Source organism: Kitasatospora sp. NPDC056783, assembly GCF_042789895.1.
Taxonomy (GTDB): Bacteria; Actinomycetota; Actinomycetes; order Streptomycetales; family Streptomycetaceae; genus Kitasatospora.
Map to the genome: position 1 here is coordinate 1 of NZ_JBHUAF010000151.1, position 18,717 is coordinate 18,717.

General features: G+C 72.9%; 17 protein-coding genes and 1 tRNA gene. 10 read left to right on the plus strand and 8 right to left on the minus strand.

The genetic code is table 11. From position 1 onward, the window contains the following. Positions 1 to 77: 77 nt before the first annotated feature. Positions 78 to 356, minus strand: coding sequence for an HU family DNA-binding protein (locus ACFRMQ_RS21660; protein ID WP_380732159.1), 279 nt, complete (start codon positions 354 to 356; stop codon positions 78 to 80). 749 nt (positions 357 to 1,105) lie between these two features. Here ACFRMQ_RS21660 and ACFRMQ_RS21665 point away from each other — a divergent pair. The 5 genes from ACFRMQ_RS21665 (at position 1,106) to ACFRMQ_RS21685 (ending at position 4,738) form a co-directional block, all read left to right on the plus strand. Further along, positions 1,106 to 1,178: transfer RNA gene (locus ACFRMQ_RS21665), tRNA-Ile, on the plus strand. Positions 1,179 to 1,225: 47 nt separating this feature from the next. Then, a complete protein-coding gene (locus ACFRMQ_RS21670; protein WP_380732160.1) occupies positions 1,226 to 1,699 on the plus strand; it encodes a hypothetical protein in 474 nt (157 codons plus the stop codon). Between the two features lie 149 nt (positions 1,700 to 1,848). Next, positions 1,849 to 2,376: a hypothetical protein gene (locus tag ACFRMQ_RS21675; RefSeq protein ID WP_380732161.1), complete on the plus strand. Its 528-nt coding sequence runs from the start codon at positions 1,849 to 1,851 to the stop codon at positions 2,374 to 2,376. A gap of 289 nt (positions 2,377 to 2,665) precedes the next feature. After that, the gene (locus ACFRMQ_RS21680) at positions 2,666 to 3,322 is read left to right on the plus strand and encodes a hypothetical protein (RefSeq protein WP_380732162.1); all 657 of its coding nucleotides are present in this window, start codon (positions 2,666 to 2,668) and stop codon (positions 3,320 to 3,322) included. A 363-nt stretch (positions 3,323 to 3,685) separates the two neighbouring features. Then, positions 3,686 to 4,738, plus strand: a complete 1,053-nt coding sequence (locus ACFRMQ_RS21685; RefSeq protein ID WP_380732163.1) for a hypothetical protein — start codon at positions 3,686 to 3,688, stop codon at positions 4,736 to 4,738. A gap of 807 nt (positions 4,739 to 5,545) precedes the next feature. Here the strand turns inward: ACFRMQ_RS21685 and ACFRMQ_RS21690 are convergent. Continuing rightward, positions 5,546 to 5,833, minus strand: coding sequence for a hypothetical protein (locus ACFRMQ_RS21690; protein WP_380732164.1), 288 nt, complete (start codon positions 5,831 to 5,833; stop codon positions 5,546 to 5,548). 615 nt (positions 5,834 to 6,448) lie between these two features. On the opposite strand from ACFRMQ_RS21690, the gene tap reads away from it, so the two are divergent. Beyond that, positions 6,449 to 8,698 carry a telomere-associated protein Tap gene (gene tap, locus ACFRMQ_RS21695; protein WP_380732165.1) on the plus strand — a complete coding sequence of 750 codons (2,250 nt, stop codon included), beginning with the start codon at positions 6,449 to 6,451 and terminating at the stop codon, positions 8,696 to 8,698. Positions 8,699 to 8,706: 8 nt separating this feature from the next. After that, positions 8,707 to 9,267 carry a telomere-protecting terminal protein Tpg gene (gene tpg / locus ACFRMQ_RS21700; protein ID WP_380732166.1) on the plus strand — a complete coding sequence of 187 codons (561 nt, stop codon included), beginning with the start codon at positions 8,707 to 8,709 and terminating at the stop codon, positions 9,265 to 9,267. 829 nt (positions 9,268 to 10,096) lie between these two features. On the opposite strand, the gene ACFRMQ_RS21705 is transcribed toward tpg, so the two are convergent. Next, positions 10,097 to 10,306, minus strand: a complete 210-nt coding sequence (locus ACFRMQ_RS21705; protein WP_380732167.1) for a hypothetical protein — start codon at positions 10,304 to 10,306, stop codon at positions 10,097 to 10,099. A gap of 158 nt (positions 10,307 to 10,464) precedes the next feature. After that, the gene (locus ACFRMQ_RS21710; protein ID WP_380732168.1) at positions 10,465 to 11,580 is read right to left on the minus strand and encodes a hypothetical protein; all 1,116 of its coding nucleotides are present in this window, start codon (positions 11,578 to 11,580) and stop codon (positions 10,465 to 10,467) included. A 295-nt stretch (positions 11,581 to 11,875) separates the two neighbouring features. Between ACFRMQ_RS21710 and ACFRMQ_RS21715 the strand changes: the two genes are divergently transcribed. Both ACFRMQ_RS21715 and ACFRMQ_RS21720 read left to right on the plus strand, forming a co-directional pair. Next, positions 11,876 to 12,406 (plus strand): hypothetical protein, encoded by a 531-nt coding sequence (locus ACFRMQ_RS21715; RefSeq protein ID WP_380732169.1) that lies wholly within the window; start codon positions 11,876 to 11,878, stop codon positions 12,404 to 12,406. 224 nt (positions 12,407 to 12,630) lie between these two features. Then, on the plus strand, positions 12,631 to 12,936 hold the full coding sequence (locus tag ACFRMQ_RS21720) for a hypothetical protein (protein WP_380732170.1): 306 nt from the start codon (positions 12,631 to 12,633) through the stop codon (positions 12,934 to 12,936). Positions 12,937 to 13,817: 881 nt separating this feature from the next. Here the strand turns inward: ACFRMQ_RS21720 and ACFRMQ_RS21725 are convergent. The 3 genes from ACFRMQ_RS21725 to ACFRMQ_RS21735 form a co-directional block, all read right to left on the minus strand. Beyond that, positions 13,818 to 15,035, minus strand: a complete 1,218-nt coding sequence (locus tag ACFRMQ_RS21725; RefSeq protein WP_380732171.1) for an endonuclease domain-containing protein — start codon at positions 15,033 to 15,035, stop codon at positions 13,818 to 13,820. Positions 15,036 to 15,195: 160 nt separating this feature from the next. Continuing rightward, positions 15,196 to 15,393: a hypothetical protein gene (locus tag ACFRMQ_RS21730; protein WP_380732172.1), complete on the minus strand. Its 198-nt coding sequence runs from the start codon at positions 15,391 to 15,393 to the stop codon at positions 15,196 to 15,198. A gap of 219 nt (positions 15,394 to 15,612) precedes the next feature. Then, entirely contained in the window at positions 15,613 to 15,942 is a 330-nt protein-coding gene (locus tag ACFRMQ_RS21735) for a hypothetical protein (RefSeq protein ID WP_380732173.1), read from the minus strand. Positions 15,943 to 16,115: 173 nt separating this feature from the next. On the opposite strand from ACFRMQ_RS21735, the gene ACFRMQ_RS21740 reads away from it, so the two are divergent. After that, positions 16,116 to 17,534, plus strand: a complete 1,419-nt coding sequence (locus ACFRMQ_RS21740) for a helix-turn-helix domain-containing protein (RefSeq protein WP_380732174.1) — start codon at positions 16,116 to 16,118, stop codon at positions 17,532 to 17,534. A gap of 78 nt (positions 17,535 to 17,612) precedes the next feature. Here the strand turns inward: ACFRMQ_RS21740 and ACFRMQ_RS21745 are convergent, their stop codons facing one another. Then, complete coding sequence (locus ACFRMQ_RS21745; RefSeq protein WP_380732175.1) at positions 17,613 to 18,452, minus strand: hypothetical protein; 840 nt, start codon at positions 18,450 to 18,452, stop codon at positions 17,613 to 17,615. Between the last annotated feature and the right edge of the window lie 265 nt (positions 18,453 to 18,717).

Consider the following 18,717-nt stretch of genomic DNA (forward strand, 5'->3'; position numbering starts at 1 on the left):
GGGCGCGGGCTGCCGGGGCCCCGCCGGGGCGGCGGGGGGCCGGTGGCCGACCGAGTCGGCCACGGGCACCGCAGGGGTCAGCCCTTGGCGGCTTCCTTGAGCTTCGAGCCCGCGCTGACCTTGGCGCCGTAACCGGCCGCGATCTGGATCGGCTCGCCGGTCTGCGGGTTGCGGGCGGTGCGGGCAGCGCGGTGGGTGCGTTCGAAGGTCAGGAAACCGGGGATGGTGACCTTCTCCTCGCCCTTGGCGACGACCTCGCCGACGACCTCGCCGAAGGCGGCCAGCACGGCGTCGACGTCCTTGCGGGTCACCTCGGCGCGCTCGGCGACGGCGGACACCAGTTCACTGCGGTTCATCAGTACTTCTTCCGATCGACATCAGTGATCGATATGCTGCCAGGTCGGCGAGGTGGACACCGATTCCACACCCGCCCGCGCATGTCGGTACGGTCACCCGCCCCGAGGGCGAGGCGATGCCGGCGGGGCCACAGGGGCGCCAGCCAGACCCACGGCGACGCTGGCCGCCATCACTCCGGCGAGGGCGACCAACTCCCGGACGAGGTCGCCGACCACCGCGCCCGGCATGGAAGCCGCCGTCGCACAGACCGCGATCAGGGCGATCTGCCCCCGAGCCTCGAACCGCGGCAGCGTCGCGGTCGCCCCGATTCCGATCGCGACGCCGCGGCTCCGCCCGCGTCGCGCAGCATGCTGGTCAGCGCGGGTGAGCCGGTTGGCCGTACGAGGCCCTGGAGCGGCGTGAAGAACGCAAGGGCCTGCGGGCCGTTTGGTCCGCCATGGGGCGCAGGCCGGGCGGTGGTGGCGGCTGGCCAAACCCGCCGTCGCGCGGCGACGGTGACCGCCCGCTGCCGTTCCTGCGCGTCTTGGCTTGTTCCGGTGCCGCATTGGAAGGGCCCGGCCGGCCCGTCCCAGCTCGCATTCGTCCGCTCGCACGTCCGCGTCCGATCCGGTCGGCCGTCGCCCAGAGCAGCACAACCTTGCGCTTTCATCATTAAAGCTGTAAATTATTTTGTGTTGGGTTTCCCGCTCACCGGAAGCCCAGCATCGCAGCCGCCGTCCCGCGCCCCTTTGGGCCGAGGCACGGCCTCCCCTCTGTAGCTCAGTTGGCAGAGCGCCGGTCTTATAAGCCGGTCGTCGCCGGTTCGACCCCGGCCAGAGGGACCTGAGGCGATCCGGCCCTGATATTCGAAACGTTGCAAGGGAGTTCTGTGGAACCCGTCGAATGGTTGCGAGCTGACTACCAGGGCCGGGAGAGCGAGCTCATCCACCTCGCAGAGGGGGCTGCACTCGTCGGCGTCACCCGCGCCGCCGTCTCGAACTGGCGGTCCCGGCATCCCAAAGACTTCCCCGAGCTGGTTCTTCTCACGGGCCCCGCCGCAAGACGCACCAAGTACGTCGTGCGGAGCGAGTTCCTGGAGTTCGCCAAGGTTCAGCTGACGACGGAGCAGGACGACACCCGGCGCGCGGCCAGACCCCACCGGCCACGCGTGGTCATCCGCGCTGGACAGGTCGCGCACTGGCAGACACAGATCGGGCGGCTCACTGACCTGGAGAAGCGTCAGGCAGCACAGCTGAAAAGGACTCGTGAGGCTCTGCGCAAGGCCAAGGCGGACCTTGCGCGCGCCAGCGCCAGCCTCGCCGCCGAAGTCGAAGCCGTGCAGAAGCTCACGCTCACGGCATGACCGTCGGGCCACGACGGGGCGATTGTTGCTCGACCGGACCACCCCATCGCCGTGTTGCCACGTCGGCCGTGCCCGCTCCGGCCCCGCTGGTCAGACCGAACGGTCCCGGGCGAGTGCCCGGACCCCGCATCGTACGAAAGGACAACTCAGTGACCAGAGAGTTCAGAAGCCCGGCCGAGCGCAGTGCGCCACTCCGGGAGGCCGGTGGCGGCTACCGGCTGCGAGTCATGGACCTGGCCGTCGGAGATGTTGTGGTCTATCCGGAAGTCCGCGGCACCGCTGTGGTGATCGAGTGCGAGAACGTGCGGCGCGACGACTACCGGCTCGGACTGCGCTACCTGGATCCCCCACGGGAGGTGCCGGTCAAGCAGGAGCGCTACTACCTGTTCCCGATGTCACGCCTCGTCAGCGGCCTTGAGCAGTACGAGGTTGACCCGATGCGCACCCTCGACCCCGCGCAGCTCCCGGCGCTTCCGTTCCCGGACGTCCCCGAGAGGTTCGCGCCCGGTGACAGGGTGGTACGCGGTGAGATCGTGTGGACGCGTGAACCCTCTGGGGTGTGGACGAGCGAGAGATCCGCTGGCGGGTCGCTGACGGACGAGAGGGCTCGCGAGCTCTTCACGCACCCGGAGTTCCTGCGGTACGCGGCCACGGAGTATCTCCCGGCCACTGAATGAGGTGCGGAAGCCAGCGGGTTGCCTGTCCGGCGCGAGGAGCCCGGCCTCGACCTGGCGGTGCCGCGCGCGCCGCCGGCGCCGCGCTTCGTCCAGCGCCCGCTTACCCGGCCGCCTGACGGAGTTGCCCAAGCGTCCTATCAGCAGAGCTGACCGCTTGCGAGCGGCTTTTGCGCGGTAAGTGGTCAGATTTCTAAGCTATTTGACCGGCCGATGGGCGGTTTGTGGTCGGCCAGATCGGTGTTCTCAGGAACGGGCGGCGTCGACGGGCAGGGCGCGGCATAGTGCGGGGGTGACCGCGATCCCCGCCCGCCTGGACCTGCCCGCCCGCCGACGTCGCCACGCCCGGTTGATCGCCGCCCTGACCACGGCGGTCTGTGCCTGCGCTTCGGCGGCGCAGGCGCTGTACCAGCCTGTCGCGGACGCCCCGCCCGGGCAGGAAGCGGTCGTGGTGGATCCCCTGCCGCTGGTCTACCTCAGTGGTACGGCCGGCCCGTTGTTGGAGGCGGCCCAGGTTGAGGACGAGGCCCGGTGGCCGGCTGCTGTCGAGCGGGAGCGGGAGCAGGCCCGGCGGACGAGCGCGGCGCGGGTGGCGCTGGCGCGGGCACAGGAGATCGTGGAGGAGCCCGGAGTCGCCTGGCCGGTGCCGCTGCCGACCGCAGAGCAGGCTGCGGTCATCGATCTTGCGGGCGTCGGTGACGAGGTCGCCGAGCTGTGGCGCGGCGATCCGGCGCGGGCCGCCGCCCTGGTGCGCGAGCTGGCATCGTGCGGGGAGTACACGGCGGACGAGGTCCTGGACGCGGCTCTCGGCGCGGCCATCGGTGCCGGGCTGCTGGCGCTGGCTGAGGCGAGCGGGACGTCCGACCCGAGCATGATGGCTGAGCAGTGCCTGCAAGCCACCCCGTATTTGGTGCTCGCGGTGGCCCTGGCGTCCGCCGACCTCGGCTGAGCGACGGGCAACGATGGAAGGGGGCGGCCCGGACCTGGGCCGCCCCTTCGCCGCGGCCCGGGCTGCTGGCCCCGACGCGATAGCCACCCCGCCCACCGTGTACCGGCTCGGCGAAGTCAGCCCAGGCCGCACCAGCCCCCGGCTGCGCCGTCGGGACGGCCCGGCGGGCCGCGTGGCCGTGCCGTACTGCCCGCCGGGTACCCCTGCCGTACGCCCGCCGTCGCCGGGATCCCGTCGAACGGACCCCGCCGAATCCTGAGGAGCTCCGTGCCGCCGACCATCCGCCGTCTCACCCACTGTCCAGCGCCCGCCACCCACGCCACAGCCCGGCAGACCCATCACAAGCCCCCGCGCCCTCGGTGGGTGATCTACGCCTGCCGCCATCACGGGGAGATCCTGGCCCGGGATTTCGGAGGGCTTCACCTCCTGCGGCTCCGGGACGCCGACGACCGTACGCACTACGCCTGCGGCACCATGCTCGACCACCGTCCCGCCCCCGAGATCCTCGAGGAGTACTTCCGTCTCTGGCTCATCTCCTGCCGGCCGGAGGGCGCGCGGTGGACCTGGGTCGACCGGCTGCGCGCCAGCATCCAGGAGCGGAGCACGAGCCCGGCCTGGCGCGCGGAGGTTCCCGAGATCGCCGGGCACCTCGACGCAGCCCTGGCCGTCGCCGAGTCCGCCCGGCCCGGCCGGCACACCGAGACACAACTCGACACCCTGCTGCGCCACCTGGCCAGCGCCGAGCACGAGGACCTGCGCACCCGGCCCGGCCGCGTCTTCCGGACGCCCGGCGGCGAGCCCTGGCGCCGCGGCCGGCGCACCATCGCGACCACGGCGCCGGCGCGGACGAGCCCGCTGGTGCTGGACCTGCCGAGGATCCTGCCCGCCACCCCCGCCTGGATCCGACCCGCCCCCTACCTCGCCGACGTCCTCGGCCTCACCGCGCGCGCCGCCAGCCTGCGCCCCCGCGACTACCCGCTGCCCGCTCTCACCCTGGAAACCGCCGCAGACCTCCTCGAGGACCTCGCCGCGCGCCTCCTCCACACCACGCCGGACACCGCCGCCCAGGCCGTCCTCTACCCCCTGCCCGCCTGGGCCCTCAAAGCCCTACGCGACACCACCGCTGCACTGCGCACCGCGGCCGAGGACGAGACGAACCCGCCATCCGCGCTGCGTACGACGCTGGAGCTGATCGGGGAGAGCTTCGACTACCCAGTGGGTCGGAGCCCGGCCCGGATGGCGAAGGACCTCGGATCGCTGCTCGAGGTGCTGGACCTCGACGGGCCGGCGGTGCGCGAGGCGGCAGCCGATCTGATGCTGGGTCGGCGCCGCAAGAGCCGCAGGACGGCGCTCGACGAGGTCCACGCACAGTGGGCGCGGCTCGCGCTGGAGACCGCCCCGGGCACCGCCGGATGATTGCCGGTCTCTGAACCCAGAAGACGCAGGTCACCCCACCCGGGTCTGAAGTGAAGCCGGGAGGGTGGGCGCGCGAGGTGCTGTGCGTGAACAGCAGGTTCTGGAAGCCAGTGCTTGGTCAGCGAACCGGCTTAGGGCGCCCCGCTCACGCCCTCCGTCGGCCAGCGCCATGCCGTTCTCGGCGGCCCCGCCTCTGGCCGCCCGGCAGGCATCAGCCGGCCTCTGTCCACCCGGTGCTCCGCAGCCCCCGTCCGTCCACCCGTTCTTGGCGGTCCCGTCGCCCCGCTGGCGGTCTGCCGACCCGGGACAGCGCCAGGGCCGCCGGGGTCCGGGCCGCCGACCGCCTGGTGCTGCGAGACGTCGACCGTACGGTCCCCGCCGGCCGGCAGCCGACCTCGATCCACCCGGCGCCCGCCTCGGACAATCCGATTGCCGCCCGGCTGTGCCTCGGTCCCGCGCCCGTTCAGGCCCCTGCCAGCCGCCCCTTCACCACCGGTGCCGGCGCCGGTTCTCTCGGCGCCCGCGGCGTCGGCCCTTCCGCTGCCCCCGCCCCGGTTCCGGCGTGTCCCGGTCTCGTGCCGGGGACAAGCGAGCCCTGGCCTCTTCGTACCCGCCAGCCAGCCCGCCGAGCTGGCAGCCCCTCGGTCCCCGGCCAGTTGCCCGGCTGCGTCATAGACGACCGCCCGCCCCGTCTCGCCGCGGGCCGACCCGGAACAACGCCCGGATCCCTAGTCACCCTGCTGGCCGCTGCGCCGGCTCGCCGGCCATACCGCCGCCGACCCGCACCGGTTCGGCCCGGTCAGGGTGTCAGGTCTGCGCGTTCAGCCACTGGTCGGCCCGGGTCCAGCCCGAGTTCGGGAGCGCGAGGTAGCGCTGAAGGGCGGTGGGCGCGAAGTCGGTTCCGGGGTGTTCGCCGGGCAGGCTGACGTGGGTGGTCAGGGAGCCGTCCGCTCGCACGGTGATGCGTTCCTCCAGCAGATGGTATTCGGTGCTCTCGGCCACGTAGACCTGTCCGGTGTGGTGCCCGGTGACCAGACGCGGGCACACCCGCAGCGCGTAAGCGGCGCAGTCGGCGTGCAGGGGCGGCTCGCTCACCGGCTGTGCGAGCCCTTCGGGGCGGCCGGCGACGAACAGGGCCCGGTCGCTGGGGATGGGGTGCCCGCACAGTTGGCAGCGGCGTCGCCGCATGCAGGTGCGCTGGCGTACGACGCACAGCTGACCGAACACGGGCAGCCCGCGGCCGGGCCAGCATGGGCAGCCGACCTCCCGGCCGGAGCTCGAGCCTGGGGATGGCCAGGCCGTCCTCTTCTCACGGCCGGAGTCCCACAGCGTCGCCCACGAGATCGGAAACCCTCGCGCGTCGCGGGGCAGAGCCTCGACTGCCGACGGCATCACCACCGCTTGCCACGACCGGCCTGATTTCTTCACTGGCCCATCCTCGCATCAACAGTGATGGGGCTCGCTCGCGAGCCGCCCTCGCCTGCCCAGGGCCTCGCCCGGGTCCGGTCGCGTGCGTGGCCGTGGGGAGTTCACCCCGCGTCCGGCTCGAGGGTCGTCCGGGCCCCAGTGGACAACAGATCACCCGGGCGTGGGAGCGACGCGGAACCTATATGAAAATAAGGTTCAACAAAGGCTAAATTCATAGGTAAAAGCCAACGGATAACCTGAATGGCTAATGGCGTGCTAGGTTGATCCTGGAGGTGAGGCTTCATGCCCACGCAGGACGAACTCTTCGCGGCGGTGGACGCGCTGCTGGCCGGGGCGGAACCCGGGCCGCAGCTGCCGGAGCCGGCCGATCGGGCGCGCCTTCGGGAGGCGGCCGGGGTGACCCAGGCGCAGCTGGCGAAGGCGCTGCAGTCGACGGTGCAGACGGTGAAGAACTACGAGAACGGCCGTTCGGCGCCCCGGTCGCCGCGCCTGGAGGCGTACGTCAGGTTGCTGGAGGGCTGGGCGGTGAAGTATCCGGCCCCGGAGAGCGCCCCGGCCGCCTCGACGGTCGACCAGGTGCCGGCCGCGTTCGCCCCGGCGCCGGTGGTGAGCGCGCCGGAGCCGGCTGCCGACGCGGTGGAGGAGTCCGCCGAGGCCGCCCCGCAGGCGCCCTCCGTCCCGGCGGCCCGGCCCGCTGCGGCGCGTCCGGGCGGACCTGCGCTGCGTCGTGCCGCGCGTCCGGCGCCGTACTTCGACGGCCAGTTCCCGAACGGGCCGCTGGTGGTGCTGGACGGTGACGGCACCGCCTACGGGGTCGGCGGCCTGCTGCTGGAGTGCCCGGCAACCACCCTGGCGCAACTGGTCACCTGGACGCTGACCGAGTCCGGGCTGGGCACCGCCCGGTTGCACCGCAACGGCCGGGACGGCGACCCGCTGGTCGTGCTGACCGCCGAAGCGGCCGAGAGGTTCGGGTTGCCGGCCACGCTGGACGACGACCCGGCGACCCGCCGCTCGCAGCGGCTGCCGGAGGACCACAAGGTGGTCAAGGCGCTGGCCCGCTCGAAGTGGCAGCTCACCCGCCGCGGCTTCGGCCCGTGGGCGCGGATCTACAAGCCCGTCAAGGACGGCCGCCGGCAGTGCGTGCAGCTCGCCGTCCTGCCGTGGCGGGCCCTGGACACCCGGGCCTGGGGCAACGCCGACCAGCTCCCGGCCCCGGACCTGGCCCGCGTCCTCGGCGTCTACGCCCAGCGGGTCATCACCCCGCGCGGCTCCACCGCGACCTGCGGCCTGGAGCTGATGACCGCGCTGCGCCCGCCCACGCGGGCGGTGCGCGACGAGGCGACGGGCGGGTGGGTGTCCGCGCCGAACCCGGGCGCGCTGACCGAGGTCTACGAGGCGGCGCCGCCGGAGGTGCTGACGGAGCACCCGGCCGCGCAGGGCTGGGAGGGCGGGTTCCTGGACGAGGAGTCGTACCAGTGGATCCGGCCGGTGGAGACGCTCTCCGAGGCGGAGATGGTGGAGCCGTTCGCGGTGGGCATCGACATCAACACCGCCTACCTCGCCGCCGCCGCCCGCCTGAGCGTCGGCCTGTCTGGCCCGGTCCACGTGACCAACCCGGTGTTCGACAAGAAGACGCCCGGCTCCTGGTTCGTCGACCTCTCCCACATCCCGACCGACCCGCGCCTGCCCTCCCCGTTCACCCCGACCGGCAAGCCCCCCGAGGGTCCGGCCTGGTACACCACCGCCACGGTCGCGTACGCCATCGAGCTCGGCCATGATGTCGCTCCGATCGAGGCCTACCTGCGCGAGAAGGCCGGCGCCTACTTGGACCCGTGGCACGACCGCCTGCGCGAGGCCTACGTCACCACGATGGCCGAGGCCGGCATCCCGGTGGACAAGGAGGCCGACGAGCGCGCCTTCCTGGCCGCGATGACCGCCCACCGCCTCCTCAAGGGTGCGGGTAGCGATCTCGGCGCGCTGCGCGCCGCGCTGGCCGCCGAGGGTCTGGGGCACCTGGCGGAGCTGGGCGACGACCAGCTCTCCTCAGCCGTGTGGCGGCACCACCAGATCGCCACGGTGCTCTCCGCGGTGAAGTCGACGGTGAAGTTCGGGATCGGCAAGCTGCGCGAGCGCCCCCAGGGCCTCACCTACAAGCCAGGGGAGCCGTGGTCGGCGCTGGAGCGGCCGACCTGGCGCCCGGACATCCGGGCCGCGGTCATCGCCAAGGCCCGGGTGAACATGCACCGCAAGATGGCCAACCTGGCGAAGGCGAACGGCCGGTACCCGCTCGGCGTGAACAACGACTGCGTCGTGTACGCGTCTCCCGGCAGCAGCCCGCTGGACTTCCTGCCGCTCACTGGCTCCGGCAAGGTGCTGCCCGGTACGTTCCGCCTCGGCGCCACCCCGGGCCTGTCGAAGGTCGAGGGTGTGCAGCAGATGCTGACCGTCGTCGACTGGCTCGAGCGCGACCAGCCCATCAACCCGGCCCGCCACATCAAGGGCTACGACTCCAGCGACGTCGACGGGAAGTAGGAGGGGCCGTGGAGAAGATCACCGATGCCATCGACCGGGCCGCGCCCGAGCACTTCACCCAGGCCCTGCCGAAGTCCGCGCAGGCCCAGATGCGGGCCCTCGTCAAGGCCGCCAAGGGCGACAAGAAGGCCGTCGCGGACCGGCTGGGCATCGACCCGAACACCGTGCGCCGCTACCTCAAGGGCCAGCGCAAGCACCCGCGCGCCGCGCTGCGCGAGGCCCTGCTGCGCGAGCTGAAGAAGGTGTGGCAGCCCGGCATCCGCCGTCAGGCCCGCAAGAAGGCCGCCGCCACCGGCGGCATCACGGTGGAGGTGTGGGCGTACTTCGGCTACACCGCCCCGGTCGGCACCACCGACGAGGCCCGGCTGCGGCACCTGACCGTCCACCTCCCCCCGCAGTGGGCCGAGCGCCTCTTCGCCGCCCAGGACAAGGGCGAGAGCGACCAAAAGATGCGCGAGATCATGGCCAAAGGATTCCAGGAGGTGTACTTCCAGAACAGCGGATCACGCGCCGCGAACCTCCTCGTAGTGGAATTCACCGGAATTAAGGCGATCGACATTTCCTACTGACCCCTCGATGGAGAAAGCCAACATGAACCACACCGTCACCGTCACCGACCTCAACAGCGTGCACCTCGCCTCCGCCCGCCTCGGCCGCCCGCCCGTGTCCGGGTTGACGCTCGCGCCTTGCTGCGACCCCGCTGGCCTCGGCCCGCCCCCGGCCGCCCGCGTCAGCCGGTCCGTCCGTAGTCGGCTCTGCTGCTGCGCCGCCGGTCCCGGGGCGGGCGCCGCTGCCGCCCTTGTCAGGCCGCCCGGCTCTGGTCGCTGAGCCGTCCGGCCTCGGCCCGCCCCTGGCCGTCCGCGTCAGCCGGTTGCCGCCTCCCGGTGCGTTGTCGGCCAGACCAGGCTAGGTAGGCTGCTCGTGGCACCTGCCGGTCCCGAGACGCACATCCGGGCCATCACCGGCAGGTGCCCTCCCACGCCACCGCCTGCCGGCGCCTTGCGGCCGACCTCTGCCATCTCGCCGCCGCTGTCCGGCCCGTCCGTCGCCAGCCCCGCTGGAAGCCCGCCCGACCGGCCTCCGGGAGCCGTACCTCGGTGCTTCGACGGCCTCGCGCCTCGCAGGGGCCAACGGTCCCCACCATCCGCTGTTCCAGCGGGCCGGGCGGGCCAGGCAGCGCGTGCGACACGTTGAGATCACCCGCCCCTTACGAGCGGCCGTCGGCGACCTGCCGTCGCGCGGACACCCGACCACCTCGCCGCCAACGGACAGGCCGAGTACCCACTGCGCGGTTGGGTCCTCCTCGATCCCTGACCCGCCGCCCCGGAACGTGACCCGCGAGGTACCTGCCCCATCCCCGCTCCGAGCCCCGTGACCGGGGGCTCGCCGTGTTCCGGCTCAGCCCTTCGCCGTGGGGTAGAGCGTGATCTTGCTGAAGCAGTTCGGGCGGACGCGCATCGGCGGAAGGTGCGGACTGTGCTGCCAGGCGTCGGCGTACTTGACCCCCATCAGACCATCCTCGACATCCACGTCGTAGACAAAGAAGTAGGCCTTCTCGCCGGTCGACAGCGTCGCCGCCGCAGTCCCGATCTTCTGCGGTCCGGGCATGGGTTCCCCCATCGGGTCGAGTTCGGTGCGGGTAGGGCCTGCTGTGCTCCGCGGTAAGGGTACCGGCGACCGCTGCGCCGCGTCGGAGCCTGCGAATGCCCATCAGCTGTCGTCGGTCAGGTGCACGGTGGGGGCGTAGGAGGGCGGCGGCGGGGCGCTCACTGGACCGTCGGCAGGGGCGGCGGGCGGTAGGGGTGGTGCGAGCAGGTAGTCGCCGTCGTTCGGGACCGCAGCCGACGGCGTGACGGCGGATGGCCGGGCCAGCGGGGTCGGTGCCGTTCGCGGGCGTCGTACCGGGCTCGCGACAGGGCGCGGGGGCGCGGGCGCGGGGGTTCGGGCGGCAGGGGTGGCGGGCAGGCGATGACGGTGGGCTCCCCGGTGTCGGGGTCGGTATCCCAATGGGCGAGCTGCCAGTGGGCGCTCAGCCACAACCGCATCTCGTCCGCCTGCGGCCACAGCGACCAGGTGCCAACCGCCAGAACCCAGCTCCCGGGCCGGAGAGTGCTCAGCAGCGCGGGCCGGTCGGTGCGCAGCCGGACGGCGAACGGTCGCCCGCCGGGCCGGGGCGCTGCGGGGACGAGCGTGGCGTAGGCGGTGGGGCGGGTGGTGTCCGAGACACGTTGCACGGTGCCGTGGACGGCTACCGGGTGGCGGGGCGTCAGGCCGCCGGCAAGCAGTTGGTGCAGGCCGGCGGACGCCTGGGCGGGGTAGCAGAACCGGGACCAGGGGATCGGACGCGTCGCGTCCCCGTACAGGACGCGGAAGCGGTTCGCGGCTTTCGGGTCGAAACCGTGCAGGGACAGGAAGTGGGCGATCTTGGCGGCGGAGTTCAGCGCGGGCGGGACCGCCGGGCGGACGGTGGTGAAGACCAGCGACCCACCCCGCCCGCCGCCGGGTTCTCCGGCGCCGGGCTGCGGCCGAGCGGGAGCGGCGTCGCTCGGGTCGGAAGGCAGGACCAGGCGCAGCCGGCCTGCGTCGTCGACCTGGGCCAGCCCCTGGGAAGCGCGGGCGATGGCGCGGAGGACCTCGTCGGCGTTGTAGGCGCACTCGGCGGCGTGCTGCCGGCCATCGTCGAGGCGGAAGTGCGAGGCGACGGCGGTCGGCCTCGGCCCGTCCTTGCCCCGAAAGTGCTCGCCGACGCCCTCCACCCGGACGTCGCAGTAGCGGCACGTCAGCGGCTTGGAGTCCGGCGAGAGTTGGTCGATCTCGCGGGCGAGCACCCGCTTCCCGTGCCGGGTGCGGGCCTCGACCATCCGGTAGCCGTGCCCGGCCATCCACGCTCCCTCCACTTGGATCGTGCCTGTAGACCGTACGTACTCCGATCATGCCGAATCCGCGCCGCGGGCGGAGGCGATTCGCCGAGCGGGCCCCGTTCGAGCGCCGTTTCGGGCGGTCGGGACCAGCGGCTTGCCCAAAGGGGGCAGGCTCGCTCCGGCACGGTGGGTCCGGCCGCCGGCCCGCTGCCGGGGTCGTCGGTTCGACCAGGGAGGGAGACGGGGTTGGGCGACCGGGACGGCGTCCGGACCGGCGGTGGCACCGGGGCGGGGCCCTCGCGCGCCGCTGATCCGAGTGCTGCCCGGGCGGCGGCTGGTCGAGGCGGCGCGGGCTCAGGCAGTGGTGCTGGGCGGCGGCCTGGTGATCTGGTGCGACACCGCCGCCAAACCGAACGTCGTGGAGGTGCTCACCGCCGACCTCGCGGTGCTGGGCGTGCCGCACCACCTCATGCAGGCGGTGTGGCCGCCGAGGTGGCCGCACCGGCGATCCCGCCCCGGCGCCGACGTCCGTGTCCGCCAGGGACCGGCGCTGGAGACGCTCCGGCGCCAGGCCCCACTGGCCGTGCGTCGGGCCGCCCTGGGCCCGCTGGTGGACTCCGAGTTCGACCTGGCGGTGTGGAGCCTGGACGCGGCAGGCGCGGAGGTTCCGGCCGGAGCGGTGCTCGGGCTCGCGGCCGACTGGCCGACCTGGCACGCCTGGCAGGCCGCCGTGATGGGGCTGGCCTGCGCCGGGTGCAGCACCGACCTGCGCCCCCGTGCCGCGGGCAACCACCGGCGCGCGTACCGGGCGCGCCGAGGAACTGCCCGGGGTTGCCAGCGCGGGTGAGACCCTGCGGCCCGAGCGGCGGCTCCTGGAGCCCGTAGCCCGGGAAAGCCCTTCACCTGTCAACATGGACCAGTGCTGCACGTTCTCGACCCGTACGTTGACCGGCGTCTCTCGCTGTCCCAGTTCGGCTGCGGGCCAGGGCGGCCCGCCCGATAGACTCTCGATACCACTTAGGCCGGTGGGCAGGCGCAGCCAGCGAGCTCCCGGCTCCTGAAGGAGATCACGTGGTCCTGCCCAGTCTTGGCATCACTCTCGGGTTGGTCGTCGCGATGTTCCTCATCCGCGCAGGAGCGGCGCGGTCCAAGGGCGGACACGAACCGCTGCTCTTCATGATCCGCCCGATCGAGCAGGCCATCATCGGCGGTGTGGTTTTCGCCATGGGGTGGATCCTCCCCTACCTCTACGCCGCCTTCAAGGTCACGACGGGAGCGGCCCCGTGGTGGCTCGGGCCGGTCAACGGCGTCGTGTACCTCGTAGGCATCGTGGCGATGGAGTACGTGCTGACCCAGGTCCGGTGGAGTGTGGGGTGAGGCGCGTAGCCCGCGCCGCCCTGGAGGCACTGCCGCCGATCGGGCACATCAGGATCAGCAATGGCTGGCAGACTGGTGATCATGACTGAACCTCGCCCGCTGCGGCAGCCCTTTTCCGAGTGCGCCGCAGGCGTACCGGCGGCGGACGAAGGCTGGGACCGTCGCCTCGCGCCGGTGGACCGCTCCCCATTCCAGGAGGCGACACCCGTCCTTCCGCGTCCTGCGCCGGTTCACGAAAGCCGTCGACCGCTCGGCCTGGGCGGTCGGCTGTTCAGCGCCGCCGTCCTGCCCGACACCGCGACTGACTGAACCGGCCGCCCTGTACTGCTACCTGGGTCGGACCCGAGCGGTCTGGATCGCGCGGCGGGCGGTAGGGCGACGGGTCAGCTCCCGATGCTGTCAACGGCGTTGTCGAGCCGGGCCAGTACTTCCGGGGGGAAGGGGAGGCGTCCGGTAGCCCGGGTCACCGGACTGCGTGGTCTTGGGCCCTTCGTCCTCCGTACTGATCGTGGATAGCCGTCGGACCTCGGTCACCTCGTGGTCCGCGATCTCCCAGATGGTGTGCCCGGCGCCTACGGCGTCGGCCTCGGTGCCGAACCAGCGGGTTGACCGCTCGGTGCGCGACGCCCTGGGGGACCTGGAGGAGGCGGGGAAGGTCCGCAAGGAGCTGACCTTGCGGGACGGCTGGCGCCTGTGGTGCCTGACTCCGTCAGGCCGCCGTGACGCCGCCGCGCTCCCATGCGCCGGGGTAGATCTCGGCGTAGCGGCGTCCGTAGGCCGCAGCGAGGGCGGGCGGGTAGAGCAGCCACAGCGCCGGGACCGCATGGAGCTCCAGTGTGCGCCGGCCGGTGCCGGGCTCGGGTGACTGCTGGACACGGTAGTCAGGAGTGCTCGGCCACCAGGTCCGCGACCCATTCCGTGATCTTCTCGCCGCTGACGGCTTCCTCCCACCGCACCTCCCGGCCGGGGTGGGCAGCGCACTCCAACCGGGCCAGGAAGCCCCCGTCGGGGAGCTGCTCAAGTACGGCCGAGGGTTCGGCGGTGCACCGGTCGTGCCGCGCGGTGACGCGGAGCCGGGCGCCGGCCAGCGCGGACAGGTGCCGCAGCGGCAGGGTGGTGGAGGTGCGGCAGCCGTTGCACTCCAGCAGGTGCTGTACGGCCGGGCCGTGGTTCCAGAAGGTCCGCCAGAGGCCGTGCTGGGAGCGTTCGGCCTGGTTGCAGCTCGCGCAGGCCGGCCCGCGAACAAGCTGGTGGGAGGGCTCGTGGCAGTGGTCCCAGACGGCGGCCTGCCGCAGGCCGCACACCGCGCAGAGATAGCGGTCGGCACGGGTCGCCCGCCGCCGCTCGCTGGTGTACCGCACGCCCCGCATCGAACCGCCGTACACGGGGTGCTCACCGCCCGCGCAGGCGGGGCACTGGGTGATCCAGCCGTCCGCGCCGGACGATCGCCACTCCCACTCCTGGTCCCGGTTCGCCACCGTGCCGCACCCGGCGCATCGCCGGGCCCGCGCGAGCAGCGCCAGGTGCTCGGCGCGCCACCGGTCCAGGACCTCCGCCCACCTCGCGGGGATGCTCCACACGCCGCCGCGCCGACGGACCACGTCCATCACGACGACGCCCGCCACCACCAGCGGGTCACGCTCGTCGGGTTCCCGCACCGCCCCGAGCAGGAGCTGCTTGAGCTCCTTCACCGTTAGGCGCTGCGCCGCGGGGGCGAGTCCGGCGTCGAGGAGTTCGGCCACCGGCGCGCGGCGGCGGGCCCGAGCGGCCCGGTCGACGATTTCGCCCTGTACGGCCAGGCGCCAGTCGGAGTCGAACCGGCAGCCCCGGTTCAGTCCGGTCCACGGCAGCCCCAGCGGAACGAGCCGTCCGGGATCCGCGGCCACCGCCGCGAGGTCCCGCAGGGCCGCGTCGAGCTGGGCCCGGTCGACGTGCCACACCCCGCTGTGCTTGACGCCGGGCAGCGCGGCGGCACCCAGGTACATGTGGCCGGTGTCCTGGACGAAGTTGGAGTGGAGGCCGTTGGCGGCGAAGCGCAGTGGGGGCGCGGTGAGCACGGATGCGGCTGTTGCGCGGGCGGTGGCGAGGGGGATCAACACGGGGGCAGGGTTTCAGCACGCACTGACAAGCCGCCCTCCTGGCCGGTCGACGGCGGGCGTCGTGCGGCGGTCGGTCAATCTCGGAGGCATCGGCGGTAGTGTCGACCGTACGGAAGCCCCTGGGAGGGAGGGGTGGCGTTCCGCTGTCTCTCGCTTCGGGTCACGGGTAGAGGGTGATCTCGCTGAAGTAGTCCGGCGGCATACGCATCGGCGGGAGGTTCGGCCGGTGGCTCCAGGCATCGGCGTAGCTGACCGCCATCTGGCCATCGTCGCCGACCGTTTCATGGATGAAGTAGTAGCGCTTTTCGCCGGTCGACATCGTCGCTGTCGCAATGCCGAGTTTCGCTGGGCGGGGCATGCGTGTCCTCCACCAGGTCGGGTTCGGTGCGGGTGCGGACTGCCGTGCTTTGACGCAAGACTACCGGTGGTAGCGCCGGCACTGCGCCGGTTCCTCCTGGGCGGCAGCGGGACCGTCGGAGTCGGCTTTCGGTCGCGAATTCGCCGACGGAGTCGGCGGGTGCGGAGGGAAGGTGTGGGCTATCAACTGTGCCGTGTGGTGACGAGCTGTCCGTTGGGGTCACCGCGACGGCGGGATGAGGACGACGCCGACGGCGGGGCCGCGCTCGCGCACGGCCTGGACCATGTCCCGCAGTTCCTCCTCGCCGGGGTGCTCGGCGAGGAGCCGGTCCGGGTCGGCGAACAGGACCTGCCGGCCCTGGGTGCGATCCGCGAAGAGACCGAAGCGCTGTCGGGCGGCCTCCGGCCCGGCTTCCCGGCATTCGATCGTGTGCACGGCACGGCGCAGCTGGGCGACGAACTCGCCGACCGGGGCGTCGGCCGGCAGCGGCTGCTTCCCGCTCGTCGGCCGGCCGAGCAGTACGCGCCCGCTGACAGGTATGTGGCTCATGGACAGCATCCTGCCTCAACTGCCCGCGGAGCAGGGTGGCGTGGGCGCGGCTCGACCTCGGGACGGTGGCAGCGGATTGCTTCGGTGCGTGCGGGGAGAAGGGCTTGCCAACCGGCAGCAGAAACTGTCATATTCGTAGTCCATTTTGGAATACGTGCTGATGGGGGTCTTGAATGGCGCACTACCCGAACCCGTTCGCGGCGATCCGCGCGTCCTGGCTCCTCGGCCGGGCCCGCCTGCGTAGCGAGAACCTGTCCCAGAGCACGCTGGCCGAGGACGTGGGACTGGGACAGGCGGCGCTCAGCAAGTACGAGAACGGCAGCAGGGAGCCGTCGTTCGCCGACCTGCAGCGCATCATCGCGCGCACCGACCACCGCCTGGTCGTGCGGCTGCGCCGCGAAGCCCGCGTCGGCAACCGGCTCCTGGAGAGCATGAGCGTTCCGGACCTGGCGCCCTACCGGGTCTCGGACACCCATCTCCACCGGCGGCTGCCCGCACAACTCGCCCCGGCCGACGGCCGGCTGGAGCGCTCGGAGCCGGACGGCCCGCGCCTGGAGGAGGCCCTGCTCCATCTCTACGAGATCCAGGACTTCCTGCACGACGCCCGGCAGCCCGAAGCCCGGTTTCAGGAGACCTACGAGCGGTGGCACGTCGAGCGCGACCGCGACCTGATCCACCTGGTCCTGCCGGTCGGCGCCGGAGCGGCCCAGGCCGCCGGCATCCTCGCCCGGGCCATCGACAACCGCACCGCCCGCCCCACCGGCAGCCGCGCCGTGAAGAGCAAGCAGACCGAGCAGGCCGAGCCGCGGGCGAGCCGGCTGACCTGGGCCCACATCGTGTGCTGCCTGCGCGCCGAGGAGGCGATCTGCCGAGAGCGCGCCGCACGGCTGCACCGCGCACTGGACGCGGCCAGGGCCCGCGTCCGGGCCCGGAACCTGGCCGACGACGCCGAGCTGCTCGCCCGCACCGGCCACGGCCGCCCGGGCGCGCTCGCCGACCTCGACCAGGCCAAGGCCGCGCTGGAGCAGGCGGGCCGCCACGCCGCTGGCCACAGCCGCAACGGCGGAGCCCAGGACGTCGGCCTCTCCGGGGAGCGCTACCTCGCCGTCGAACTGACCCAGCTCGCCGACCGGGCCCACGCCCTCTACGAAGAGCTCGCCCAGGAGCCGACGTTCACCGCCTGGCGCGAGGTCCACGCCGCCACGGACCCGCTCTACGACGCCTGGCTGGACGGAGAGCTGCGCACCGCCTTGGCCCCGCCGCTCCTCTTCCCGGACGCCAAGGCACTGCACCGCCTCCATCACCGGCTCCCCGAGCCCGCGGCGGGGCCCGCCCCGTACGGCCCTGCCCGGCGCACCGCCTACGACCACCTCGGCCGCCCCTGGCAGATCGTCATCACGGCCGAGGACGACGCCGCGAGCCGCGCCCTCGTCCTGGCCGTTCAGGACCAGGTCCAGTCGGAGCCCGGCCAGAGCGGCCCCGTCTACGTGCTGGCCGAGAAGGCCGACACCGACAGGGCCCGAGCGGTGGTCGACGCTGCGCCACGCGCCACCTCACTGCTGGGCATCACGGCCGCGCTGCGCAACGCGTAGCGCGAGCGGGCGGCGGGGTGCGGGAGGAGCGGACGGTGTCGGCGAGCACCCGCGCGATCGGAAGTGTCGTCACGCCGGTCACGGCTGCGTGGGGTCGGTGGTGCCGTCGCCGTTCGCGCCTCCCAGGTCTTCCACGACGCGCAGGTTGAGTTCGGCAGCGATGAGGTGCAGGTGTTCCCATTGGTCGGGGTCGAGGCCGAGCGCGGGATCGTCGGCAACGCGCAGCAGGGCGGCGGCCGCGATGCCGCCTCCGGCAGCGGCGAGCGCATTGTGCAGGGCCTGCGCGCGGGCCTTCTCGCCGTGGCCGCCCTGGTAGTGGAGGGCGACCTCGAAGGACTCGGCGGCGCTGTCGAAGACGCTTCGGTAGGCGAGGCGGTCGAGCGGATCGGCATGGTCGGAGCCGAGGGTCCCGGGCCGCCGGGCGGGGCACGCGCGGGCGGCGCCGGCGGCGGTGGCGATCCGGCCGGCCTCGGTGGCGGCGGCCAGCTCGTCGGAAAGCGCGGTGAGCTCGGTCCCCAGATTGCCGAGCACGCAGGACGGGAAGGCGGCGGCGAGCGCGCAGACGGTGATCAGCGGCATCAGCTCACCGGGATGGAGCTCGGGCCGGGTGCCGACGGTGTGCGAGGCACCGAGCACCACGTCCGCCGCCAGCGTGTAGCGCAGCTCCTCAGCCAGCAGACCGTCGCTGCCCGGGAGGATCTCACAACTGCTCGCCCGGACGATCGCCTCCGCCACCCGCTCCAACGCCCGGGCATGCTCCTCCTCGCCCTGACGGCTGGCCAGCCCGCGCACCCACCCGGCCGCCGCCTCGCCCGCGTCGGCGGCCCGCCGCAGCGCCTGCTCCTCGCCGTCGGAGGCCTTGGTCGTGGCATGGGTATCGGAGTGCGGCGGCGGCGCGGACAGCGCAGAGGACGTCATGACCAGTGCAACCGCCGCAGCGGCCGGCCGGTTACGGGCACCAGCCTGTGCAGCAAGGGCGGCCTGGTTGTCCTCTCGTTCGGCCCGGCGTTGTTGGGTTCGCCTGGTCCCGTTCGTCGTTGACCGTGGCATTGGTTCTGTCCAGGGCCCGCACCGGGCCTGCCTCGGGAACCGTCGAGGGCCCGCCCCCTCAAGCACCCCGGGGGCGGGCCCTTCTTCATGTCCGCAACCGCCCGGCCGCCGGCCCTGCTCACCGCCCGTACCC